The organism is Tenacibaculum profundi (assembly GCF_052050075.1).
GTDB lineage: Bacteria > Bacteroidota > Bacteroidia > Flavobacteriales > Flavobacteriaceae > Polaribacter.
Genome location: NZ_CP197225.1, coordinates 3,067,785 through 3,094,077, shown reverse-complemented (window position 1 = coordinate 3,094,077; position 26,293 = coordinate 3,067,785). Strand labels below are relative to the sequence as shown.

The window sequence follows — 26,293 nt, the reverse complement described above, 5'->3', positions numbered from 1 at the left end:
TTTTTATTGAGAATTTAATAAAAATATATTCATAAAGTAAGCTTATAGGCCTACCTTATGAAATATAAATATTAAAAACTTAAAGCTTGGTTTAAATCTTCAATGATATCTTCTACATTCTCTAAACCAATAGAACAGCGTACTAATCCGTCTGTAATTCCAACTTCTAATCTATCGGCTTCGCTTAATTTACTATGAGTAGTAGATGCTGGGTGCGTCGCGATGGTTCTGGTATCTCCAAGGTTTGCTGATAATGAACACATTTTGACTCTATTTAAAAATGTTCTACCTGCTTCAATTCCTCCTTTGACTTCAAAGGCTACAATATTTCCTCCTAAACGCATTTGTTTCTTCGCTACTTCATACTGTGGATGTGATTTTAAGAAAGGATACTTCACAAAATTAACTTGATCATGTCCTTCTAAAAATGTTGCCACTTTTAATGCATTTCCACAATGTTTTTCTACTCGTATGGAAAGCGTTTCTAAACTCTTAGATAATACCCAAGCATTAAAAGGTGACATTGCTGGCCCCGTATTTCTTGAGAACAAGTAAATTTCTCTAATAAGATCAGACCTACCTACAGTTACTCCACCAAGCACTCTTCCCTGTCCATCAATTAACTTAGTTGCAGAATGGATAACCAGATCCGCTCCATACTTAATTGGATTTTGCAAATAAGGAGTAGCGAAGCAATTGTCAATTACTAATAATAAATTATGCTTTTTTGCTATTCCATCTAATATCTCTAAATCTATAATATCAACAGCAGGATTCGTCGGAGTTTCTGCATACAATATCTTTGTATTAGGTTGAATAAGACTTTCTATTGTTTCAGGCTCATTTATTTTAAAATAACTTGTTTCAATATTCCATTTTGGAAAATATTTTGTGAACAAACTATGCGTTGATCCAAAAACCGAACGAGATGAGACAATATGATCTCCTGAATTTAAAAGCGCTGCAAAAGTTGAAAAAACGGCTGCCATTCCTGTAGCAAAAGCATAACCTGCTTCAGCACCTTCCATATCCACTATTTTATTTACAAACTCTGTTGTATTCGGATTGGAAAATCTACTGTATAAATTTTTCTCTTTTTCTTCGGCAAAAGAAGCTCTCATGTCTTCAGCGTCATCAAACGTAAAACTTGAAGTTAAGTATAAAGGAACAGAATGCTCAGAGAACTGAGTTCTTTCAGTCTGAGTTCGTATTGCTCTTGTTTCAAAATTTTTGCTCATCTTATTTTTCGTGTTTCGTATCTTATTAATCTTTAAAAACCTACAATAAATATGATAAAACTTTCACTCAATTAAGTAAAAGTTTTATCATCATTTTATTTATAATTTCAATTATTATTTATCGTTAAGTCTTAATTACCACTCTTTGCTAGTCTTAGAATATCTCCAAAAACTCCTCTCGCTGTAACCTGGGCTCCCGCTCCTGCGCCTTGAATAACAATTGGTTGTTCTCCATAGGATTCTGTGTAGATTTCAAAAATCGCATCAGAACCTTTTAAACTTCCTAGTGGGGAGTTCTGAGGAACAGAAACCAGTTTCACATCTAACTGCCCTTTTGTTTGTTGCAAATCTCCATGTAAATCTCCAATATATCTTAAAACATGACTTTCTTCTTGCTTCTCTTTTATTTCTTGGAAGAATGGATTCAACTTAGTCAAGTCTGATAAAAATTCATCCGCAGTAATATCTCTATATGCTTCTGGAATAAGGTTTTCAATCGTGATATCTTCAAATTCATTTTCTAAATCTAACTCACGAGCTAAAATCAATAATTTTCGAGCAACATCATTTCCGCACAGATCTTCACGGGGGTCTGGCTCCGTAAATCCTTTATCAATTGCTTCTTGAAGTACTGTTGAAAACGGAACCTCATCTGCAGAAAATCTATTGAATATATAACTTAATGATCCAGAGAACACACCTCTAATTCTAGTAATATTTTCACCTGAATCGTGTAATAATTTTATGGTATCTATTAATGGTAATCCAGCTCCAACATTCGTTTCGTATAAATAGCTCTTGCTATTTGAATCTAATGTTTTACGTAGCTCTTTATAAAAATCATAAGAAACTGTATTCGCTATCTTATTAGAAGAAACCAAGTCAAAACCTGCTTCTACTAAAGGAATATAATTCGCTGTAAAATCTAAACTAGCTGTATTATCAACTGCGATTAAGTTTTCTAGATGATGCTCTTTCGCATAATCAATTACACTTTGAACAATGGTATCGCTCTTTTCACTGGTATCTAGCGCTGCTCTCCATTCTCCATTTACTCCATTTGTAGACAATAATACTTGCTTTGAATTTGTAATAGCAAATACATTCAGTTGAATTTTCTTTCTTTCTAAAATGCTCTTAGTACTGTCTAAAATCTGATTAATAAGCGTTCCTCCTACTAACCCTTTTCCAAATACCGCAATATTTATTTTTTTTGCAACTCCAAAAACCTGTCCATGAATAACGTTTAAAGCTTTATGAAGCTGACTCTTTTTTACAATTAAACTTACATTTTTACCCGTAATCGTATTGTTGAAAAGTAACGGTACAATTTGGTTTTTAATTAAAGCATTATACGGGTGATGGAACTCACTTAAATCTTGACCTACAATTGAAATTACAGAAACGTCTTCAAGAATAGAAATTTTGTTTACGTCTTTTGTATAAAAGTCATTTTCAAACTCTACCTCTAAAGCTTTTACAGCATTTTCGGCATTTGCTTTATCTACCACTAATCCAATTCCTCTTTCAGACGAACCTTGTGAAATAATACTTACACTAATATCTTGATTACTTAACGCTCTAAAGATTCGAGCATCTACTCCAACCTTCCCTAATAATCCTCTCCCTTCGAAGTTTAATAAAGCCACATTATCTAAGATTGATAATGACTTAATTCCTTTTTGACTAGATTTAGAGGTTATTAATGTTCCTTTATCATTCGGTTTAAATGTATTAAGAATTCTTAAGTTGATATTTTTTTCTAATAAAGGAATGATAGTTTTTGCGTGTAAGATATTCGCTCCAAAATTGGCTAACTCATTCGCTTCTGAAAATGATAATTCTTCAATTTTCTTAGCATCTGCTACTAAATCAGGATTCGCTGTAAATATTCCATCAACATGTGTATAATTCTGTAATTCTCCTGCATTTAAGTAATTCGCTAATAAAGAGGCTGTATAATTACTTCCGTTTCTTCCCAAAGTTGTGGTTTCATCGTTTAATGTTGATGCTATAAAACCAGTGACAACATTTACTGTATTTCCATTATTAGTTTCAAAATATTTTGTCACTTTTTCCTTTGAAACCTCATTAATTGGCTGGGCATTCCCAAAGTTCTCGTCGGTCTTTAGTAACACTCTAGCATCCGTTGGATTTGCATTGATCCCTTTTTGCTCCAATAACTCAGAAACGGTTTTAATAGACAACAACTCTCCTTGTGCTAAAACCTCATCTTTAATTTTTGAGCTATAATCACCCAATAAACTTACTCCTTCGAATAACCTTTCCAAACGATCAAACTCTTGTGAAAAATCAATAAGCGGGGTTACTAACGTTTGCTCTCTCTTGAAGGCTTCAAGCTGTTCAGTATACACTTCATTTTTAGCAGCTTTTTCTAAAATGCTTTCTAAAGTATCGGTTGCATTACCTCTTGCAGAAACAACCACTGCTATTTTTTCTCCTTCGTTAATTTTTTGTTCTATAATAGATACTACATCATGGATTCCGTCATTCGATAATGACTTTCCGCCAAACTTTAAAACCTTCATTTTTTTATTTGTACTATTTTTATTGAATATAGGTTCAACAATCTTTTTTAGTTGCTCGTATTCAATTAGAAATGCATCATGTCCATGATCTGAATTAATTTCATCATAAGTTACATTTGGATGCACTGCTGCTAATTCTTTTTGTGTTTCTCTGTTTTCTTCGGCAGTAAAAAATAAATCAGAATCTACTCCAACGATATGAATATCGGCTTCTATTGTTTCTAATACATTCAGTCCTTCTCTACCTTTTGTTACATCAATAGTTTTTAACAATTGATTCATGAGCTTATAGGAAGCCAACTGATAGCGTTCCTGTAACTTTTTTCCATGATGCAATAACCAGCTTTCAACATTAAAAATTTGTAATTCTTCATTTTTAGTTCGTTGAAAACGCTTCTTAAAAGACTCTGGCGTTCTGTAGCACAACATGGCATGAATTCGTGCATCATGCACTGGATTGTTCGAATTGGTTAAAAACAATTCTTGAATTTGGCAATTGGCTATTAACCAATCTGTCGATTTCCAATCCGTAGCAACAGGAATTAAGTGTTCAGTTATTTTTGGTTGTATAACTACCATTTCCCAAGCAATTCCTCCTCCTAATGATCCTCCTATAAGAGCAAACAACTTTTCTATTTTAAGTTTTTCCAACCCTAATAAGAAAATCTTAGCAATATCCCTTGCTACGAAACTTTTATAATCATCAATTAAAAAATCATCATAACCATTTCCAGGAATATTAAAACAAAGTATCGTATACTCATTGGTATCAATTACTTTATTCTCTCCTATTAAATCTTTCCACCAGCCATCTTCTCCGGCAACATCACTGTTCCCAGTTAATGCATGATTTATTAAAATTACAGGTGCAGTACCCAGTGCTTCACCAAACAACTGATAACTTAACGGTAAATTATTGAACTGAGCACCACTTTCTGTAACGTAACTTTCAACTGTTACGTGATTTAAATTTTTATTTAAACTCATTGATTGTATTTAGAAAACAATTCGTTATGCTTCTATTTCTTTAGATATTTTAGCAAATGCCTCTTTAAGATCATTTTTCAAATCTTCAACATTTTCAATTCCAACAGACAAACGTATTAAGTCTTTTGTAACTCCAGTACTTTCCTGTTCATCATCAGCTAATTGTTGATGTGTTGTACTTGCTGGGTGAATGATTAAAGATTTTGTATCGCCAATATTGGCTAATAAAGAAAATAGTTGTGTAGAATCCGCAATAGTTTTTGCCGCTTCATAACCTCCTTTTGCTCCGAAGGTAACAATACCACTTTGACCTTTTGGTAAATACTCATCAGCTAAAGATTTATACTTACTACTTTCCAATCCTGGGTAATTTACCCAAGCTACCTCTTCCTGCTCTTCTAACCACTTAGCTATGGCTAAAGCGTTTTCACTATGTTTTTTTATTCTTACTTCTAAAGTTTCTAATCCTTGGATTATTTGGAAAGCGTTTGTCGGACTTAAGGCTCCTCCGAAATCACGTAACCCTTCTAAAATTAGTTTAAATGTATACGATGCCGCTCCCAATGCTTCATGATATACTAATCCGTGATATCCAGCAGAAGGCTCCGTAAACTCAGGGAATTTACCATTTGACCAATCAAAAGTTCCTGCATCAACAATTACACCTCCCAGAGAATTCCCTTGACCTCCAATATATTTTGTTAAAGAATGGATCACAATATTTGCTCCGTGCTCAATAGGGTTTAATAATGCTGGTGTCGCCACTGTATTATCAACAATAAATGGCACTTGTACTTTCTCAGCGTGAGCTGAAATACCTTTTAAATCAAGTACATCTAATTTTGGATTCCCTAAAGATTCAACAAAAAATGCTCTGGTATTCTCTTGCACTGCATTTCCAAAGTTTTCAGGATTAGAAGCATCTACAAAAGTTGTTGTAATTCCTAATCTTGGTAATGTTACTTTTAATAGGTTATAAGTACCTCCATACAAACTACTTGAAGCAACGATATGGTCTCCTGCCTTTAATAAAGTTAATAAACCTGTTGAAATAGCGGCCGTACCCGAAGCAAAAACAACCGCTCCAATACCTCCTTCTAATGCTGCTAAGCGCTCCTGCAATATTTGATTAGTTGGATTATTTAATCTTGTGTAAATGAATCCTAATTCTTTTAACGAAAATAAATTCGCAGCATGATTCGAATCATTAAATACATAAGAAGTAGTTTGATAAATAGGCACTGCTCTAGTTCCTCCATTTTGTTTTACATCATGTCCTGCATGCAACGCGTTTGTTGCGAATTTTTGTGTACTCATTTTTCCTGTTTTTGAGTTAATAAATAATTAAAACAAAAGTCAAAACACACCTTTTATGAGATGTTGCTTACTAGAAAAATGTTATTAAGAAAATAAAAGATTCTTTTTTAAGTAATTTGAATCTTTTTTCGGGTTATCTATCCTAAAACTATTATTTCGGGTAGAATTTAGCACCTTCTTTGCTTTAAGCTAAGGGTTGCTAAGGCTTCATAGGGTCTAATCCCTCCACCTTTCTTGATAACATCGTTAGATAAGTCATTGAACTTTTACAAGTACAAATATTTTAAAAATAATTTTAAATTTCCAAATATTTTTTATTTTTTTTAATTAATCCCCCTTTTTAATCTTTATTTTTTAAACTAAACTTCATTTCTAATGGTAAATGATCAGAAGCACTTCCAAAAGCCTTTAAGACTTTTCCATCTATATATTCAATTGATTTCTTTGTGTAAAAAATATAATCTAATCTTTCAAATGGGTTTTCTGAATCGAAAGTTAATTCATAATTATTTTTACTATATGCAGCATTTCCTATATTTGGAATGCTAAATACTTTTTTAATTACAGCATCTTCATAATTCGGATCACTATTAAAATCACCAAGCAATATTGTAGGATTTGTCTTTGCATATTGCTTGAATAAGTCAATTACTTTATTTAGTTGTTTCTCTCTAGTTCCTTTATCAAAAGCTTCTAAATGAACATTCATAATGATAACCTCTTGATCTTCTAGAACTACTTTTACAACTTGTAAAAGTCTATCTAGATAAAAAACTTTTCTATAAAAGGGACTGTCTGAAACTCTTTCTAAAATAATTCTTTCATAATCTTTTAATGGATATTTACTGACTATTGACTGGCCAGAAACTACTTTTCCAAAATGTACGCTTGGAGGCCAATAAGGAAAAGGAAGATATCGCTCATCCCAATTAACTCCTTTTGCAGAGTAAGGATAACCTAAATTCAAAATTTCTTGTTCTTGATTAACATTATAGGAACGTGATGCATCATAATCAATTTCTTGAAAGGCAATAATATCTGGATTTACTTTTTTAAATTCAGTAAGAACTTTTTCTAAGTTATTCTCAAACATTTTTTTTGGTTTTATAACGGCCTTATTGTTAGTCATACCACTCAAATAACCAATATTGTAGGTTACAATACTATAAATTGAATCATTATCGATTGAAATTGGACATGTTTTTTTTGAAAGTTGTGCATAACTAGATTCATCAAGAGTTGGTGAAGATGCCCAAAAGAAAAAAACTAATAGAATTGCAAATAAGACTACAAACGACTTGATCAGTACTTTAAAAAATTGTTTCATTATGAATTAAACTAAATTAAAATTCCCACAAAATACCATAGAACAAAATAAAGATTATAATTATTAGGATACGGAACTATTGTTTTGAATTAATACTTTGTATAAAGTTAATATAGCTTTCAAATTTAAACCTTTTTAATTAAGCTTTGCCAAAGTAATGTAATTAAATTTTATGCCCTGATATTTAATTCACGATAGAAGTTTTAAAATCAATCTAAGAAATGGGTATTTAACGTTAATTCAACAAGAGATAACTTCCAAAAAGCAAAGAATAAAATCATTTGTAGTATTTTCATGGTATTAAACACAATATTGAACGAAATAACAGTAGACATAAGTTAAAAATTTGACGACATTAGGGCGACGGAACGAATTAACTTAAAAAAGACTGAGTTTAATATTAGATCCCATCCATATTTAAAAAAACAAAACCATACCTTTACTAGTGAATAAAATTTCAAAAAGAAAGTGACTACTGGTTTAAAAAATAAATAAAATAAAGAGTCGATAAAAAAGTGATCCGGCGAAAACAAAATCTTAATAAGAATAATTTTCTTAAGTTTATAAAAATAACACTCAAGAAAATTATTAATTATCAAAAATAATCACAGGACTAAACCCAAAGCCCATTTTATTATTATCAGAAAAATGTATTTTATAATTTAATGAGCCTCCCTTGCCTTTTTCAACATGACCAACTCGTGCCATTGGAACAATATTTAATTTACCTTTAAAAACACCTGTCATAAATCTTAGTTCAACAATTTTTTCAAAATGATCATCTGTCTTGAAAAGTTTATATTTTATCTTGTTTTGAGCAATATAATTCTCTGTTTTATCCTCAATTTTTTTCAATTCTTTTTCGTTTGGTTCAAAAATGAGATCACTTCCTGCCGCACCCCATTTATGCTTCCAAATAAATTTTTTATAATCTAATTCTCCTTGTTTAAAAAGATGCTTAATATCAGAAAGCTCGTAACATTCTGGATTATAATTATGCTTAATGTAAGGACATAATCTTTTTGAAATCTGAAACTGTTTTAATGGGTGATTTATATATTTTAAATCATTATATTTTTTATCAAATCTGAATTTCCAATAGTTCGTATTGTATGGGTAATTGTCTTTGTATAATGCCTCAGTTATTAAAATTCTATTATAAAAAGTGGTTATTTTATTATTTTTTTCACCCTCTTTGAAATATAAACAGTTATTCTTTTCAAAAATATCTTTAACATCGATAATTTTTAAGGGAATGTCTAATTCTTTAGAAGTTGCAAAAAACTCAAATTTAGTTTTTTGTTGGTTAATTCGTCTATCTACCAAGACGACATGATTGCTTTCACTACTAAATATGTTAGTGTAATGCTGAATAAAATCATTCCATCTCATATTTACATCGTCAGGGAAGGCAAAAGCATTTGTTTCTGCTATTGAATCCAGTAAAATAGTATTCATTTTAGCTGCGCTAATTGGATAAGTTGCAACCGCCTGAAATTCTATATTCTGCAGCCCTTTTTCAGTGACAGCCATATCGAAACTACCAAAGGTAAAGTTCCCTTTTCTTTCATCATCACTTAATGTTTCGTTTGATGGCTTGAAACCTTCAGGAAAAACACCTTCTGAAAAATTGCTTTCTAAAATCTGTTTTATAAATGCTACGAAGCTATCTGATATTTTTTTATCTAGACATAGGTAATAGTTCCCCAATCGCATTTCTTTGCCATTTTTAAATTGGTAATTCAATTCAAAATAATCAGAAATTCTTCTGTAAACTTGATCAGGGATTCTCTTTAACTTAAATGCTCCGTCAAGCCCTCCTATTACGGGAGATGACTTAATTTTAATATTCATCTAAAAAGAAAGTTCTTTAACAAGGTTCTTTATTCCTTTGTCCTTAAAAAACTCAATTGCTGCATCAGCAGGAGATTTTTTCTCTTCTAGTCTAGTATACAACGGTTCAAGAAAATGTTCTTCCCCTTTCCCTCTTTTTATAAGCCCTTCTTTTGCTATATCAAGTAGTTCTTTTATTAACGAAATAATACTTATATTATCAATGAATACATTTAATGAATCTTTAATTGCGTTTAATCTCAGTTCTTTCCAGAACTCAAATGAATATTGACTTTCAAAAGCTTGTGTTTTTTTAAGATTCTCTATTAAACCTAGAGTTAATGCTGTAGAACATAAGGTCTCATGGGGTGGTTGTTGACAGCACATTCTACTCTCAATTGTACCATGCTTTGGAACCAATCGTGTATTAAACCAACTATATGAAAATAACTGATTAATATCTTCAATTTTTGGTGTCACCTTTATAACCTCTCCGTTAAAAGCTTCTGCAAAACAAGGTTCCTCATTCTCAAAATACTCTTGATAAGTAGATTTATTTAAAATTTTATAAAATCGTCCTTCTCTTTCAATCAAGAAGGGATTAAAGTCAAGTAAATATTGAATATAATCAGATTCTTGATTAAATCTAGGTGGTATTCCTATTTGTTCTTTTCTATTTGGAAAACAATGTTTCCATAGGTTTTCTCTATTAGCTTTAATTCCTTTTTCAACTTTACCTAGCCATATTGGTGAATTTGCACATAACGCTATTTGCAAGGCAGATAACGCGTTCAGTGTATTTACAGCTGGTATTGATTTTTCTAATTCAATTTCAATATGACATTGATTAGATGCTGTAATTGTTAAAAGACAGGCATCTGATCCACTCTTTTGGGAAATGAATTCATTCGAAGAAAATTTATTGTAAAAAAAATACCTTTCTTTGGGCATCATTATTTTTTCAGAAGGTTCTCCTAATGGTTGAATTCCATATCCTAACATAAAGCAATCTTGCGTTTTAAAAAATTTTTTAAGTAGGTTTAATAATTTAGATAAATGATCCTGAAGAATAAATAAATTCTTTTGAGGTGCTAAAATTAACTCTATTATACTATAACCAACATCTGTTGTTATAGTATCAAAAAAACTATCAAACTTTTCTATACTATCTGCATTTATTCTTCTAGCTGACTCTATTTCTCTACTTTGTTTATCTCTTACCAACTCAAAACCTTCCTTATGCAAATAGTTGAACATTCGTTTAATCACTATAAAAGGAGCTATATTTCCATCGGAAGTCACAATTGGAATTTCACATTCTATGCCAATTCCTCTTGGTTTTAATTTACTGTCATACTTAAAAGCGTTTTTAAATTGTGTGGTTAACTCATCTTTAATTTTGGTTCTTTTTTCTTTCATCTTTGGGGGATTAATTAAATTATTTAGTCTTTAAACCAACTAGCATACTTGATGTAATTATTGGCTATTCTATTAATTTCGCCTGAAATATGTTCAGGAGAAATATTTTTAACTTTTTTTGCAGGAACCCCTGCATATATGGTTCCACTCGCAACATGCGTATTTTGGGTAACAACAGCCCCAGCTGCAATGATAGAGTTTGATTCTATTATACAGTCATCCATAATAACACTTCCCATACCTATTAAAACATTATCATGTATTGTACAACCATGAACGATTGCATTATGACCTATAGAAACATTGTTTCCTATATTTGTTGGCGATTTCTGATAGGTAGCATGTATAACAGCTCCATCTTGAACGTTTACCTTATTTCCTATATGAATATAATGGACATCTCCCCGAATTACAGCATTAAACCAAATACTACATTCTTCTCCTATTTTAACATCTCCTACAATTGTGGCATTTTCAGCTATATAACAATCATTTGAAATTTGAGGAGCTTTTCCTTTCACGGATTTTATTATTTTCATGTGTTTTTTTTGTTAGTAAAGTACGTTTTGCTACCAAATATCGACAATTGTCTACATAATAACTATCATTTTTCAAAATAAAATTACTTAAAAAAAAAACGCAAATTTGATTTTCTACATGAAGAAATTGATAATTCTTTTCCATTTCTCAAAATAACACTTATTCCTTTTCTTTTATTATATTTTGTACTAGGATTTATGTTAACTAAATATGATTTATGAAGTATTACAATAAGAATATTCTTTTATTTTTTTTAAAAACTTCAATATTTTTCTTTCTTTTTTTTAGATTTTTTCTTCAATAGTTTTATTTATTCTTAAACATTATCTCCAAATAAAACATTTAAACCCTAACAGCCTATTTACTCTTTGTTAATCTTTAAATATCCTATTCCTTTTTATAAGGTACCTCTTTTCAAACAACATTTTCGATAAAAGGTTTCAAAAATATAAGAAGTATAGAATAATAATCTCAATGAACTCTTTGATCAATATAAATCTCTTAATCAATTTTATCTTAATAATCTATCACACTCTAATTTTACAGATATAGAAATGTGATTTTGGCAACAGTAAAATAGTTGAAACGTTTTGTTTATGGTTTGAAGAAATTATATCGCGTTAAAAAACTGAATAATACTACCTATAATAAAAGTAAATATTTTTCATTATAATCAAGCTTCTGCTTTCCTTCAATTTGGTAATTCTTCTTTAAATTCCTTCTCGAAAAGAGATAATCCATTATCTCTTCATGCAAATATGTTTAAGAAGCTTTGTATTTTAAAAGTGCCTTTATTGGGAAAGCAACTTCATTTATTAATGATTTAGATAACATTTTTAAGTACCTACATTGCCACCTTCAAAACAGACAGAGATAGTGAATATTATGGTGAATTATTTTTAACTTTATAAAGAATCTAACTTGGAATAAAAATAAAATTATTAAAAATTAATTTTTATTACTAGAGGTTAACATAAAGCATAATAACAACATACTTCATCTAATAACATTATATAACAATGAAATTATAATTATTAATAAAAACATAGTTGCGTTTTAACAATGCTAGTAAAACAAAACATTACAATCAGGAGTAATAAGATAACATGAAAGTAAATTGAATGAAAAAAATTATTATGAAAAGGGTAAAGTTCTCTTTTTTAAAAAGCAAAAAACAATTACAATTGGCAACACAATCACATGATATTAACCCACTTAAACCTGTAAAACAATATTACTATTTTATTTTCAGAGGCTTAAAAACTGATACTAAGTTATCAAAAGAGCTAGTTAATTGATTAATAACTGCTGTCCAATACTAATTTGATTATCATTTAAACCGTTAATTTGCTTTAATTTTTGCACAGAGATATTATGCTTTCGTGCAATTGAATATAAAGTATCTCCTTTTTTTACATGATAAGAACCTTCTTTTTTAGTTAATTTACTTTTGGTAGGTCTTTTTCTATCATATTTCATTAAATTATACTTATGAATAAGGCTAATTAACTTATGTGGGTATCTTTTATCTGTTGCGTAACCTGCTCTTTTTAATCCGTAAGCCCATCCTTTGTAATCTGTATGTTTCAATCTAAATAAACTAGCATATCGTTTTCTTGTCAATAAAAACTGCGAATGATCTTCATATGATGATTCAGGGTATTTATATTTTCTAAAACACTCTCCTTTTTCATCATCATCATGAGTAACGCTTTTACCTTTCCATCCTTTATGGCATTTTATTCCAAAATGATTGTTGGATCTTATAGCTAAGGGACTTCTTCCACTTCCTGATTCTAAAATACCTTGAGCCAAGGTTATACTTGCTGGAATATTATGTTCGTACATTTTATCTATTGCAATGGAAGCAAATTTTAAAATATACTCATCTGTATTTCTTGGAGTTGTAGTGGAAACCTTTTTTACTTGCTCCAATTGAGGTATTTCAGGCTGTTTCTCTCTATGCTCAATAACAATTTTTCTGCCTGAAGTTACTGTTCTTCTTTTTGTCCCACAACTTGATAATAATAAGGAAACTATCAAAATTGTGATACTTATTTTTAATTTCATCGTATACATTCAATAACCTTTATGTTTTCTCAAATAAAAACTTATTCATAAAAGCTTCTATTCTATTAATTCTCTTCCTTTATTCTTTAACTTTTCATTAGCACCTTCAATTCCCTGCAAACCTCCTGTGTGGATTGCTAAAATTGTTGTCCCTTTTATAAACTCTCCTTTAGCTACCATATCAATGATTCCATAAAGCATTTTTCCAGTGTAAATAGGGTCTAATGGAATCAACGTCTTTTTTTTAAAGTCATTAATAAAGTCAATTAAATTTTTATTAAACTTTCCATAGCCTCCAAAATGATATTCTTTTTTTAGATACCAGCTAGTGTTATTTTTTGAATACTTTTTAATTTCGTCTTCTAAAAAGTTTTCTTTCAAAGCTGGAAAGCCAATTACTCTTTGATGTTTATCAGCTGTATTAATTAAACCAGCAATTGTACCGCCTGTTCCAACTGATGAACAAATATAATCGAATTTTTTATCTTCATTTAATAAAATCTCTTCACAACCTTTTACAGCCAAGCTATTAGTTCCTCCTTCAGGAATTAGGTAGAAATCACGAAACTCATTCCTTAATTTTTCTAAAAAAAAACTATTTGTTTTGGTTTTATAATCTTCTCTTGAAATAAATTTAAATTTCATTCCTTGCTCATACGCAAACTTTAACGACTTATTATTTTTTAAAACATGTTCAATCTTATTTCCTAGCTCCTCACCTCTGATAATTCCAATTGCATTAAGATTGTATTTTTTGGCTGCTGTTGCAGTTGCCACAATATGATTTGAGTAAGCTCCTCCAAAAGTCAAAACTGTCTGAGCTTTTAACTTTTTAGCTTCTAGTATATTATATTTAAGTTTTCTATATTTATTCCCAGAAACGTTATTATGGAGTTGGTCTTCTCTTTTTATAAAAAGCCTTACTTGATTTTGCTTTAATACAGGTAAATCTATTTCTTGATTTATGATCTTATCATGAAATTCAAACATCTATTAAGAATAATTATTAACCTCTTCCTCTATTTTCTCCCATTTCTCCATTAATTCATCTAATTTTGCTTTTTTTGCCTTGTACTCATCAAAAAAACCAGGTTTGGAGGAAACTTTATCATAATTTTCCGCCAATGCTAAGTCTGTTTTTTTTATATCTTTTTCAAGCTCTTGAATCGAATTTTCTATCTTATTCAATCTGTTTTTGAGTTTTTTGAGCTCTTTTTCTTGTTCTTTTGATAGTTTAAAAGCTATTTTATTAAATGAATTTTTATCTTCTTTAATAACTGTCTTTTTTTCTGCCTCTCTTAGACTTTCTATCTGATGTTGTTCTAAAAAGTAATCAATATCTCCTAAATACTCTTTTATCTCTCTATCTTTAAATCCATAAATTGTGCTTGTTAGACCTTGTAAGAAGTCCCTATCATGCGAGACAATAATTAAAGTACCATTAAAATTTATGAGAGCTTTTTTTAAAACATTTTTCGATGCAATATCAAGATGATTTGTAGGCTCATCCATTATTAAGACATTAAATGGTGACAATAATAGCTTACATAATGCCAAACGATTTCGCTCTCCTCCTGATAGTACTTTTGCTTTTTTATCGACTGCTTCACCGCTAAATAAAAAGGCTCCAAGCATATCCCTTACTCTTATCCTATTAGTATCATTAGCGGCATCTTCCATTATTTCCAGTACCGTTTTTTCTTGTGGTAAATATTCCGATTGATTTTGTGCAAAATATCCTACTTCTACATTATGTCCAAGCTTTAGGTGTCCTTCAAACGGAATTTCTCCAACCATCATTTTAGCTAAAGTAGATTTTCCTTGTCCATTTTGACCAACAAACGCTATTTTACTATTTCGCTCAATTAATAAATCAATATTCTCTAAAACTTTTTTCTCTCCATAATTTTTACACAAACCTTCAGCTTCTACAACAATTTTGCCTGGTTCTTTTGAAATTTCAAACTTAACATTCATTACAGCACTATCGTCTTGATCTACCTCTATTCGATCAACTTTATCTAATTTTTTGATAAGTGATTGCGCCATTGAAGCTTTGTTTGCCTTGGCTCTAAATTTCTCAATTAGCTTCTGTGTGTGCTCAATTTCTTTTTCCTGATTTTTTTGTGCTTGTAACTGCTTTTCTTTTATCTCTGATCTAAGTTTTAAAAACTCTGAATATGGCTTTTTATAATCGTAAATCTGTCCTAAAGAAATTTCAATTGTTCTATTGGTTACGTTGTCTAGAAACATTTTATCGTGAGAAACTAGAACTATTGCTCCTTGGTAACCTTTTAAAAAATTTTCTAACCAAATAATTGATTCGATATCTAGGTGATTCGTCGGTTCATCTAATAATAAAATATCATTATTCTGCAGTAATAATTTTGCCAGCTCAATACGCATTCTCCATCCTCCAGAAAAAGTATCAGTTAATTTTTCAAAATCTTCTCTTTTAAAACCTAAGCCTTGTAATATTTTCTCTGTATCTCCTTGATAATTGTACCCACCAATTAACTCATAGCGTTCCGTTTTCTCGTTCAAATCAACAATCAATTGACTATAGGATTCACTTTCATAGTCTGTTCTTTCTACTAATTGCTTATTGATAAACTCTATATCTTTTTCAATATCTTTTATTTCTATAAAAGCTTGATAAGCTTCTTCCAAGATAGTCCTGCCATGAACAAAATCTATATCTTGTCTTAAAAAACCAATTTTTACTTCTTTATCAAATGCTATTGTTCCTCCACTATTTTCTATATCCTTTGAAAGTACTTTAAGTAAGGTTGATTTTCCAGCACCATTCTTACCTATTAAGCCAACTCTGTCTCCTTTGTTTAATTTAAAGGTTACTCCAGAAAACAAATCGGTTCCCATAAAAGAAACCGTTAAATTATGTACGTTTAACATTTTTTTGAACTAAATTAATGTAATTTTGTAGAACGTATTACAAGCGATTCTATACTTATACTTTAAATGCGTACAAACTTACAAAAACCAAATAGTTTATTTAACTCAAATACCTATTATTATGATCGGAAAAGGAAGCAAACTATACAGTATTTTCAGAAATAAATGTCCAAGATGTCATGAAGGCGATTTTTTCAAATATAAAATTTCCTTTAATCCCAAAAAAATAAGTACACTCCATGACAACTGTTCTGAATGTAACTTGAAATATATGATGGAGCCTTCATTCTTTTTTGGTGCTATGTATGTTAATTATGCCATAGCAGTCGCTCTTTTCGTTGCAATATTTATTATAGCAAAAGTATTCATTGGGCTTTCTATTTTGCATAGCTTTATATCCATTGTTATTGTTTCTCTCTTGCTGACTCCTGTGAGTCTAAGACTTTCAAGAATTATATGGATTAATCTATTTGTTTCATACAAACAACAAAATAACAGTAAAATTCTTAAGAAAAACTATAATTAAGTAAATCTTTCGATAGATATTTCTTTTTCAAGAGGGATTCCTTTTTCTATATAATTAAACAAGCTGTTAGCTATGGTTGGAGAAATCATGACTCCTCTTGTCCCCAATCCATTTAATACGGCAAGTTGTTTATGTAATGGGTGTGTTCCTACCAAAGGTCTACGATCAATTACAGTTGGTCTTATACCAGCTGAATGGTCTATGATCTTATAAGGTACATTAATTACTTTATTCAATTTGCTTATCAATTCATTTTCACCTTCTTGTGTAGGCACCGTAGTTTTATCTTTCCAATTAAAAGTCGCTCCTATTTTATAAGTATGACTTCCCAAAGGCATAATAAATATGGAAGACTTTAAAACAAAATCAATAGCTAATTTTGGAGCAAAAATATCGATCGTTTCTCCTTTAGTACCGTTGAGTGGTAAATAGTTAAAAAAAGGGTTCTTTTTTAAACCAAAGCCTTCGCAAAAAACAATTTTTTCTGCAATTAAATCCTGGTACTTTAGACTTTCATTAATCTCAAGTTTTTCATAAATAAAATCATCCTCGACTAATTTATTTTCAATTTTCAAATAATTTTTATACGAATGAATAAATGCTCTCATCTGGATTCTACCTGTACCAATTAGTGTTCCAAAGCCATTCTTACAGATAATTCCTTTTATTTCATTTTTTTCGATTTCTGAAATCATATACAACCCTGTATTTGGCTTATCTAGAGCTAGGTACCAATTATTTTGATCCTGAATAGTATTAAAAGCTTTTTTAGTTTTGACTTTAACATCAATTTTAATATTCAGTTTATTTTCTATTTGTTGATATTTAGGAATGGCATATTGTAACTGCTCGTGTCCATTCCAGGCAGGTGTAAATCTTTTTAAAATAATAGGATTGTACATTCCTCCGGCAACCAACGAAGATGTTTGAGAACTATTTTCAAAAACAATAAATGATTTATTATTTTCTAAAAGCTTTTCACAAAATGAAATTCCTGCTAAACCAAGACCAACAACAATATAATCGACTTTATTACTCATCTGACAAAAATAACCAATAAAAAAAAGAGTATTCACAATGTAAATACTCTTTTTTTTATTTGTTAAATATGAAATTAGTAATTCCACATATCCATTTCTCTATCTCTTATACCTTCTTTAATTCTATTAGCTTCAAGCAATTGAAATAAAGAATTTCCTCTTACATAGTCCTTAATCTGTCTATCTCCGTACATATTTTCTTCTTTCTGAACTACAGCATCGAATCTACGCGCATTTAAAAGATTATCATAAGATATAGGTCTTGCTGAATTTAAAGGATTGAAAACTTTTGATTTATGAAGAGTTTCCCTTGCGTCAGGATAAAAAACCCAGAACAAAGCATAGGTATTATCTCCATCATCAATTTCATCTCTTCCGACAACTTGTACATCTGGCCCCATAGGAGCAACGCCTAAAAGACGATACTTAAGCTCTCCTTGCCTTTTATCAAAATACCAAATTCCTTTCAACATATATCCTTTTACTTGTTCAGACTTAATCTCGTACAAATCAATATTACCGTAACCATCGTCTCTTGAATCACTTGTTTTCTCAATGATTTCATCAATACCTATCTTAGATGTGAAATAAGAATCATCATAAACTTCAGTAATTTCTCCAGTACGTATACCTTTTAATAAAGAATCGTATAAAGACCTTCTATTATTTCCAGTACTTGCCGTATCAATTGGATAATAATAAGGTAAATTTATCTTTTGATTTAGATCAACGTATTCCCAAACTACCTTAGACCACAATACATCTCTATCACTGATATTTCCATACGGTAATGGTTTGTCATCTTCGGAGGCAATTTGTGCATCCGATTTAAATCCTATTTCGCTTACCTTTTTAGCATTTAAAAGGTTTGCTTGGGCACTTGCGTAACTTGTTGAAACAAGTGTTAATGCAACCAAATAAAAACGCTTCCAATTCATACTCATCTGTTTATCTTTTAATTTGTAATCTCAATATTCACAGGTAAAACCTTCTTTAATTTATAGTTAGACCCTGAAACAGTAGCTTTAATATCAAATATAGATATTAAATCATTTCTTCTTGCTTTCTTTAGAGCACTTTTTGCTCTAGAATTTAAACGTGTTCCTGTAACTGGTATTGTAATTTGACCTGGAATTTTTATTTTAAAGCTTGTAACATTTAATTTTAAATCGAATAAAAAATCTGGTAGTCCAGCTCCTACGACAATTTTAGCTACACTAGCCTTTGGCATTTTCACTGTTCCAAACTGATTTCTTACCATACCATTTGCCGGTGGAATATCTTTTATTCTAAATTTCTTTGATGAACTTACAGGTTTACCATCTGGTAATTTACCACTTACCTTTATAACAACCTGATTACCTGAACGTGGTCTCATTGCATAACTGTTACCTTTAACTCTACTTAAACCAGGAGCACTTGCTGTAACCTTATTACCAGGAATACCTGGTATCGATATTGTTAATGGATTAGTTAAACCTCTATAAACTACATTCATCTTATCAGCTGAAATAACAGCATTATTTGGTTTTGGTATTACCGAATAAGTACTTTCAAAAGGAACAGGAACCTCTTCACCATTTTCTGTAAAGAAAATTGTACCTTTTATTTTCTTATCTCCTACACTCCCTGCTGCCATATCTACAACAACATGACCATCTTTAAAATTTTTGTAATCTTTATCTCCATTAAACTCAACTCTTGTCGGCTTTAACGTAGGATCGTATCTTCCTAATACAACTGAACCTGTTACTTTTTCACCTTCGTAAAATGCATTTTTGTCAAGTGCAACTATCCCATTATAGTTACTCATAGAAACTTCTGTTTCTAATTGTCCACCAACTAATGAAGAGTATATTTCACCTTCTGTAGTTCGGATATCACTTTGAATCTGACTTACATTTGCTATAGAAGTAATTAAAGGCATACCTTCATATCTTCCTTTTAACCACGAAATCTCTTGACCTTCTGCTGATTTATCTGGATCAGTATTAAATCGTTTGTCTAAGTTTTTTAATATTTGAGGAGAAGCATTTTCTCCTAAAACTGCCTTGATTTCAGTGTTATAGTTATTGATTTCAGAAATAAATTTATTTCCTTCTTCAGTGAACTTATCTCCAGAGAATAATAAAGCATCTACTTTATCTGGACTTTTCTGAGATTCATAGTTGGTTTTGTCTTCTTCACTGATATCTTCGGACATTTTTTCTTTCAAAGACTTCAAGTAATCAAAGAAGCCATTTGACAACTCACTTATTTTCTGAGCTTTTTCGTTTAACTCTCCAAATTTCTCTGGTTGTTCTGTTGCTTTTGTAGCCAACCCCTTAAGTGAACTTTCATTTGTTGTAGCTGCAAATGCATTTGAGTCCTCTATTTTTTCTTTCATGAAGCCAAAAGACGATAACACTTTCTTATCCATCTGCATTGCAAGCATCGCAAGAAATACAAGATACATAAGGTTAATCATCTTCTGCCTTGGTGATAATTTTCCTCCTGCCATAATTATAAAATACTTTTTAGTTTAATAATTAGAATATTTTCTAATTATTTATTAGACATTGCAGATAACATTCCACCATATACACCATTAAGAGAAGAAAGGTTTGTCGCCAAAGAGTCCATTTGCTCTTGTAACCTTCTTGTATTCTCTACCATCGCTGAATTAATTTCAGCTTGTCTAGAGGCATTATCAACTTGTGTTGTGTATAAACTGTTCAATGATTCCATTTTTGAAGCAGCCATCGCCATTTGCTCATTATATTGATTTGTTGACGCTACTGTTTCGGAAGTAGCCGTCAATCCTTCTGCAGCTCCTTGGAAATTTTTAATACTATCACCTAAACTGGAGATTAAACCTGCATCAAGTTTTGCTTCTCTTAAAATATCATCTAACTTTTGAGACAACATACTTTGAGCCTCTTCTGGTGCAGCTTCTTTTCCACCTAAAACACCACCCATAGACAATTCAGGATATACTTTAGTCCAATCTAGTTCTTCTTCTACTGGTTCAAAAGCGGAAAGGGCAAAAACCGCAGCTTCAACAGCCATACCAATCGTTAACATAAGCCCACCTGTAATAGGTCCGAATTTAAAGTGCATGATCTTAAATAATGCTCCAACGATAACGACTGCCGCACCTAAACCATAGGCCATGTTAAATAATTTCTTAGTTGTTTTTGATTGTGCCATAATTTTTAATTTAAAGGGAATTTAATTAATATTTAAGTTGTATTTTTTATTATTGACTTTTGTTTGTTCCTAAATAATCTTGTACCGTTCTAAATCCGATATAACTTCTCGCTGTATCCGCATGTTCCCAATCTCTTGAACTTACTTCTAAAAAGTAAGCTACATCTTTCCATGATCCACCTCGAATAATTTTTCTAGTATTCTCTCTGTTCTCTACATTTGGATTCATAGTTGATCCATAATAATAAGACATTTGATTGTACGCTGTATTTGTCCATTCAGCTACATTTCCAGCCATATTATACAAGCCATATTCATTTGCATTGTAAGAAACAGCCTCAACAGTATATAAAGCCCCATCTGCAGCATAATCTCCTCTTACAGGTTTAAAGTTTGCTAAAAAACATCCTCTATCACTTGTAGTATTAGGACCACCCCAAGGATACTTTGCATAATTAAGACCACCTCTCGCAGCATACTCCCATTCCGCCTCTGTTGGAAGCCTAAATGCAGGCACTAAACCTAGCTTTTTCTTTGAACGTTGATAACTGTTTTTGTTTTGTGTTCTCCAGTGACAGAAAGCTTTTGCTTGAGGCCAGTTTACGCCGACTACAGGATAATTTTCATAAGCTTTGTGAGCAAAATACTCCTGATGCATTGGATCATTGTATGAGTAATTAAAATCTTTAATCCAAACAGTCGTATCTGGGTACACATTGATTACCTCATCCTTCAAAAACTCTTTTCTGTTTTTACCGAATCTGGCAGCATTTTCATTATCAAACCAATAATATCTATAGTTTAATGTCTTTGTATCAAATGTTCTAATACCATTCAAAGATTCATCTTTCTTAATAAATAACGAGTCCATTACTTCTACATAATCTGCATCAGGGAATTCTTGATTCGACCAAATTATTTCCTCTTCCCAGTTTAATGGTTTAAGTGAGTCTAGACCTTCTCCTAACTCATAATAATTTTCTCGCATGTACTTTTCGTAAGCAGTCTCATTGACAGTATCTTTTGAAGCATATGCATATCTTTGAATACCTTCTGCTTTATCTTCTCCTTCTCCAGAGGAAGCGAACTCTGCCTGCATAGCCAATTTTGTTCTAGTGATTGAATCTCTCACCCAAAAAACAAACTGTTTATATTCGCTATTTGTTATTTCAGTTTCATCCATATAAAATGGCTGAACTGTTACAGTCTTTGTAGGAGCATTCAATGCTCCTAAGGGGTCTTCATCTTGTTTACCCATAGTAAAAGAGCCTCCAGGTATTTTAGCCATTCCAAATGGTTTTTCGGCAAACCACTTTCTTTTTGACTTTACACCAATCAATTCTCCTCTATCGCCACTAGAACCACAGGCGTATACGATAGATACTAATAATGCACATACTGCTAATTTCTTCATACTTTATTCTTTTCTTATAAAAAGAGGCGTAAACCTATTATTTTTTTAAAATTAAAAAACAATTTCGAGTTATAAATAACATCTTAAGTAAGCTTTTGTAAAGCTTTGTACCATCTTTTAGGTATTTTTAACCTCAGAGCTTCTTTATAATCACGATAGCTACATGGTATTAACGCATGTCTTTTATGTTTATTATTCGATATTAAATTTATTTCCATCCACCAGCGTCCACTTTTATCACTTTTGTAAAAATTAAGTGGATCATCATCGTCAAGAATTACTGTATATTTCTCGTAACTTTCTTTAGTAGTAAAAGGATAATCATTGGCACGTTTATTGACACCTTCAACAAAATACCATATAATTTGCGCTATTAATTTTGCTGTTTGTTTATTTACATCAATAGCAGCATTATACTCATATACACCAAACGAAGTTACCTTATCACTTATTCCAGCATATCTGGCTACAGCACATGCATCTTCTCCATACATTCCATTTGGTGAAGCATATAAGTTGCCGGGAGCATCACTTTGACGAATACTTCCAATATCAAAGCTAACAATATCAGCATCTCTTAATACTGGCTCTACCAAAGTTATATCTTTTATTTCTCCTAATCGATAGGCATCAAAAAAGAGCTTATCAATCAACTGTATTTCTTCTTGAGAATTAAAATATGTTTGATATCCTATACTACTGTAGTTGAAAAGATTGTTAGGCTCTTCCATAATTATTCTACTTAAAAAGGACCTGGAAAGGATATTTTCTTCTGATGAGCCAATATCAAAACGACTATCTACACTAACTAGATTAACTGTCTGTTCAAGGTCGTCATACCCTCTATAATTTGCATAAGTTATATCTTGGCTACCTCCTATAATCAATGGAATTATATCTTGTCTCACCAAAAAAGAAACTATTTTTGAAACAGCAAAATAAGTATCTTGAACCGTATTACCTTGTTCAATATTACCTAAATCAGCAATAGAAAGCGTCCACTCTCCAGAAAAAAGCTCATATAGTTCTTTTCTTATGAAGTAAAGACCTTCTTTTGAATCACATTGCTGCCCTCCTCTACTTTCAACAACACCGAAAATTGCTATTTTTATGTTCGTCACATCAGGAAAATTGTTTTCAGTATGAAACTTAACCGAATTTCCTAATGAGGTAACATGGTTAGATAAAATAGTAGTAACATCCGAATTTTCAAGTGGTGAAAAGAACTCGACCATTATTTAAGGGGATTAAAAGTATCGCAATATAATAAAAAAACTATTTCAACATAGAAATGTTTATTTCTTTTTTTTGGTCGTTTTTTTCTTAGGTGCTTTTGCTTCTATCATTTTTACTGCTTCCTCTTGAGTTAGCTTTTCTATTTCCGTTGTTTTAGGAAGCTCTACCTTCAATTTACCTTTAATTACATTGAATCGTCCCCATCTAGCTTTTTCAACCCTAATGCCAACTTCTTCAAAATTATGTATTAATTTTTCTCTCTCTTTACGTTTTTTATCCTCAATTAATTCTTCCAGATCTGATTGAGTTAGATTATCGAAATCATACTTCTTGTTTACGTTTATGAAAATTGAATTCCATTTTATAAATGGACCAAAACGTCCAACACCTTTTTGTATTGGCATTTTTTCATAATGTCCTATAGGAGCATCTGCCTTTCTTTTATCTTCAATTAATTCGATTGCTCTCTCTAAATCAACAGACATTGGATTTTCTCCTTTATCAAGAGAAACATACTTCCCATCAAATTTAATGTAAGGACCAAAACGGCCATTTGCTACAACAACTTCTTTAGTTTCATAATCTCCCAATATTTTTGGCAATTTAAATAAATCCATAGCTTCTTCGTAAGTTATAGAACTCATTGTTTGCTCTCCTTGCAAACTAGCAAATTTAGGCTTTTCCTCATCTGTTGCTTCACCAATTTGCACCATTGCTCCAAACCGTCCTAAACGCACGTAAACATTCTTACCACTATCAGGATCAACCCCCAATAATCGCTGTCCACTTGCTCTATCTGCGTTTGCTGCAACATCTTCTACATGCAGATGAAAGCCTTTATAAAAATCTTTTATCATAGCGGTCCAATCTTCTTTCCCTGATGCTATTTCATCAAATTCATCTTCTACTTTAGCCGTAAATCCATAATCCAGTACTGATTTGAAATTTTCTACAAGGAAATCATTAACAATATTTCCAATATCTGTAGGAACTAATTTACCTTTATCAGATCCTACTTTTTCTGTTAATTTTTTTTCAGAAATTTCATTTAAACTCAATTTTAACTGATTATAGCCTCTTTCCTTCCCCTCAACAGTACCTTTCTCTATATACTGCCTTCTTTGTATTGTCGAAATAGTTGGTGCATATGTAGAGGGACGACCTATCCCCAATTCTTCTAATCTTTTAACAAGTGCTGCCTCTGTATATCTTGCGGGTGGTCTTGTATACCTTTCAGTAGCTAAAATAAAATTATTTGCTAAGATTTCGCCAATAACCATTTTAGGGAGCATCCCATCTTGCTCTTCTTCTTCATTATCTGTTCCCTCTAAATAAACTTTGAGAAAACCTTCAAACTTAATAACTTCCCCATTGGCTAAAAATATTTTATCATTTTTATCATTCTTTATCCTAAGTGAAGTTCTTTCTAACTGAGCATCACTCATTTGAGAAGCAATAGTTCTCTTCCAGATTAAACTATACAACCTGTCTTGATCGTAATCAACAGCCACCTCATGGCGTGACATATCGGTAGGGCGAATAGCCTCATGCGCTTCTTGCGCACCTTTAGATTTTGTAGAATAGTTTCTGGGCTTGCTAAATTCAGAACCATAATAACTTGTTATTTCACTTTCTGCGGCTTTTTTAGCATCGTTAGATAAATTAACACTATCTGTTCTCATATATGTTATGAGACCCGCTTCGTACAATCTTTGAGCCATCATCATCGTTTTGGCTACAGGAAAACCTAATTTTCTAGAAGCTTCTTGTTGTAATGTTGAAGTCGTAAAAGGTGCTGCTGGAGATTTTTTCGCAGGTTTCTTTTGCAAATCATCCACATCAAATACAGCACTCAAACAAGAATTCAAGAATTCTTCTGCTTCCTTTTTTGATGCAAAATTTTTACCGAGTTTAGCTTTAAACTTTTTTCCTTCCTGACTCATAAATTCTGCATCTACCCTATACGAAGCCTGAGCTTTAAAGGCTTCAATCTCTCTTTCTCTTTCAACTATTAATCTTACTGCTACAGACTGAACCCTACCTGCTGATAGCCCCCCTTTCACTTTTCTCCAAAGCACTGGAGACAACTCATAACCAACTAATCTATCTAGGATTCTTCTGGCCTGTTGAGCATTAACAAGATTGTAATTTATCCCTCTTGGATTGTCTACAGCCTTTAATATTGCATTTTTTGTAATCTCATGAAAAACAATTCTTTTCGTACTAGCATCTTTTAACTTCAATTGCTCATATAAGTGCCAAGCAATTGCTTCTCCTTCCCGATCTTCATCGGAAGCCAACCAAACAGTTTCTGCTTTTTTTGCTAAATCCTTTAGTTTTTTTACAATCGCCTTTTTATCTGTAGAGACAATATATTTTGGCTTAAAATCACCTTCAACATCAATTCCTAATTCCTTTGACGGTAAGTCTGCGATGTGTCCGAAACTAGATTCCACCCTAAAATCTTTTCCCAAAAACTTTTCTATTGTTTTTGCTTTTGCTGGTGACTCTACTATAACTAAATTCTTTGCCATATTTCTTTACTATTAAAATTGCCAGGTTAGATAATTGCGGTTCTTATGAGTTCGCAAAAGTAGACACTTTTTTTGATTTTGACCTTTTTTAAAATAATTTTACTTTTTAAAAGGATAATATTATCAAATTAATTTCTGTCATCTTGTCATATTATTTCTAT

General features: G+C 31.3%; 18 protein-coding genes and 1 riboswitch. Of the genes, 1 reads left to right on the top strand and 17 read right to left on the bottom strand.

Features of this window, described 5'->3' with window-relative positions:
* Positions 1–71: 71 nt before the first annotated feature.
* The 10 genes from ACSIGE_RS12620 to ACSIGE_RS12575 all read right to left on the bottom strand — a co-directional run bounded on the left by ACSIGE_RS12620 (position 72) and on the right by ACSIGE_RS12575 (position 16,193).
* Positions 72–1,238, bottom strand: a complete 1,167-nt coding sequence (locus ACSIGE_RS12620) for a trans-sulfuration enzyme family protein (RefSeq protein WP_440880229.1) — start codon at positions 1,236–1,238, stop codon at positions 72–74.
* Positions 1,239–1,369: 131 nt separating this feature from the next.
* Complete coding sequence (gene thrA / locus ACSIGE_RS12615; RefSeq protein WP_440880228.1) at positions 1,370–4,774, bottom strand: bifunctional aspartate kinase/homoserine dehydrogenase I; 3,405 nt, start codon at positions 4,772–4,774, stop codon at positions 1,370–1,372.
* Between the two features lie 24 nt (positions 4,775–4,798).
* On the bottom strand, positions 4,799–6,091 hold the full coding sequence (locus tag ACSIGE_RS12610; RefSeq protein ID WP_440880227.1) for an O-acetylhomoserine aminocarboxypropyltransferase/cysteine synthase family protein: 1,293 nt from the start codon (positions 6,089–6,091) through the stop codon (positions 4,799–4,801).
* A gap of 130 nt (positions 6,092–6,221) precedes the next feature.
* Positions 6,222–6,335: riboswitch (SAM riboswitch) on the bottom strand.
* A gap of 96 nt (positions 6,336–6,431) precedes the next feature.
* On the bottom strand, positions 6,432–7,418 hold the full coding sequence (locus ACSIGE_RS12605) for an endonuclease/exonuclease/phosphatase family protein (protein ID WP_440880226.1): 987 nt from the start codon (positions 7,416–7,418) through the stop codon (positions 6,432–6,434).
* A gap of 588 nt (positions 7,419–8,006) precedes the next feature.
* On the bottom strand, positions 8,007–9,272 hold the full coding sequence (locus ACSIGE_RS12600) for a hypothetical protein (protein WP_440880225.1): 1,266 nt from the start codon (positions 9,270–9,272) through the stop codon (positions 8,007–8,009).
* Entirely contained in the window at positions 9,273–10,670 is a 1,398-nt protein-coding gene (locus ACSIGE_RS12595; protein WP_440880224.1) for a glutamate-cysteine ligase family protein, read from the bottom strand. It abuts the gene before it with no gap.
* Between the two features lie 23 nt (positions 10,671–10,693).
* Positions 10,694–11,209, bottom strand: a complete 516-nt coding sequence (locus ACSIGE_RS12590; protein WP_440880223.1) for a gamma carbonic anhydrase family protein — start codon at positions 11,207–11,209, stop codon at positions 10,694–10,696.
* A 1,291-nt stretch (positions 11,210–12,500) separates the two neighbouring features.
* Positions 12,501–13,280 carry a glucosaminidase domain-containing protein gene (locus ACSIGE_RS12585; protein ID WP_440880222.1) on the bottom strand — a complete coding sequence of 260 codons (780 nt, stop codon included), beginning with the start codon at positions 13,278–13,280 and terminating at the stop codon, positions 12,501–12,503.
* A gap of 57 nt (positions 13,281–13,337) precedes the next feature.
* Positions 13,338–14,270 (bottom strand): 1-aminocyclopropane-1-carboxylate deaminase/D-cysteine desulfhydrase, encoded by a 933-nt coding sequence (locus ACSIGE_RS12580; protein ID WP_440880221.1) that lies wholly within the window; start codon positions 14,268–14,270, stop codon positions 13,338–13,340.
* A gap of 3 nt (positions 14,271–14,273) precedes the next feature.
* Positions 14,274–16,193, bottom strand: a complete 1,920-nt coding sequence (locus tag ACSIGE_RS12575) for an ABC-F family ATP-binding cassette domain-containing protein (RefSeq protein ID WP_440880220.1) — start codon at positions 16,191–16,193, stop codon at positions 14,274–14,276.
* 121 nt (positions 16,194–16,314) lie between these two features.
* Between ACSIGE_RS12575 and ACSIGE_RS12570 the strand changes: the two genes are divergently transcribed.
* Complete coding sequence (locus ACSIGE_RS12570; RefSeq protein WP_440880219.1) at positions 16,315–16,719, top strand: DUF983 domain-containing protein; 405 nt, start codon at positions 16,315–16,317, stop codon at positions 16,717–16,719.
* Here ACSIGE_RS12570 and ACSIGE_RS12565 read toward each other — a convergent pair.
* The 7 genes from ACSIGE_RS12565 to topA all read right to left on the bottom strand — a co-directional run bounded on the left by ACSIGE_RS12565 (position 16,716) and on the right by topA (position 26,132).
* On the bottom strand, positions 16,716–17,759 hold the full coding sequence (locus ACSIGE_RS12565) for an NAD(P)/FAD-dependent oxidoreductase (RefSeq protein WP_440880218.1): 1,044 nt from the start codon (positions 17,757–17,759) through the stop codon (positions 16,716–16,718). The genes ACSIGE_RS12570 and ACSIGE_RS12565 overlap by 4 nt on opposite strands.
* Before the next feature lie 74 nt (positions 17,760–17,833).
* Positions 17,834–18,697 (bottom strand): gliding motility protein GldN, encoded by an 864-nt coding sequence (gene gldN, locus ACSIGE_RS12560; protein WP_440882219.1) that lies wholly within the window; start codon positions 18,695–18,697, stop codon positions 17,834–17,836.
* Between the two features lie 17 nt (positions 18,698–18,714).
* A complete protein-coding gene (gene gldM / locus ACSIGE_RS12555) occupies positions 18,715–20,259 on the bottom strand; it encodes a gliding motility protein GldM (RefSeq protein WP_440880217.1) in 1,545 nt (514 codons plus the stop codon).
* A gap of 44 nt (positions 20,260–20,303) precedes the next feature.
* A complete protein-coding gene (gene gldL / locus ACSIGE_RS12550) occupies positions 20,304–20,948 on the bottom strand; it encodes a gliding motility protein GldL (protein ID WP_440880216.1) in 645 nt (214 codons plus the stop codon).
* 49 nt (positions 20,949–20,997) lie between these two features.
* Positions 20,998–22,362: a gliding motility lipoprotein GldK gene (gene gldK, locus ACSIGE_RS12545; RefSeq protein ID WP_440880215.1), complete on the bottom strand. Its 1,365-nt coding sequence runs from the start codon at positions 22,360–22,362 to the stop codon at positions 20,998–21,000.
* Positions 22,363–22,445: 83 nt separating this feature from the next.
* On the bottom strand, positions 22,446–23,600 hold the full coding sequence (locus ACSIGE_RS12540) for a formimidoylglutamase (RefSeq protein ID WP_440882218.1): 1,155 nt from the start codon (positions 23,598–23,600) through the stop codon (positions 22,446–22,448).
* Positions 23,601–23,657: 57 nt separating this feature from the next.
* Positions 23,658–26,132 (bottom strand): type I DNA topoisomerase, encoded by a 2,475-nt coding sequence (gene topA, locus ACSIGE_RS12535; RefSeq protein ID WP_440880214.1) that lies wholly within the window; start codon positions 26,130–26,132, stop codon positions 23,658–23,660.
* Positions 26,133–26,293 lie beyond the last annotated feature (161 nt).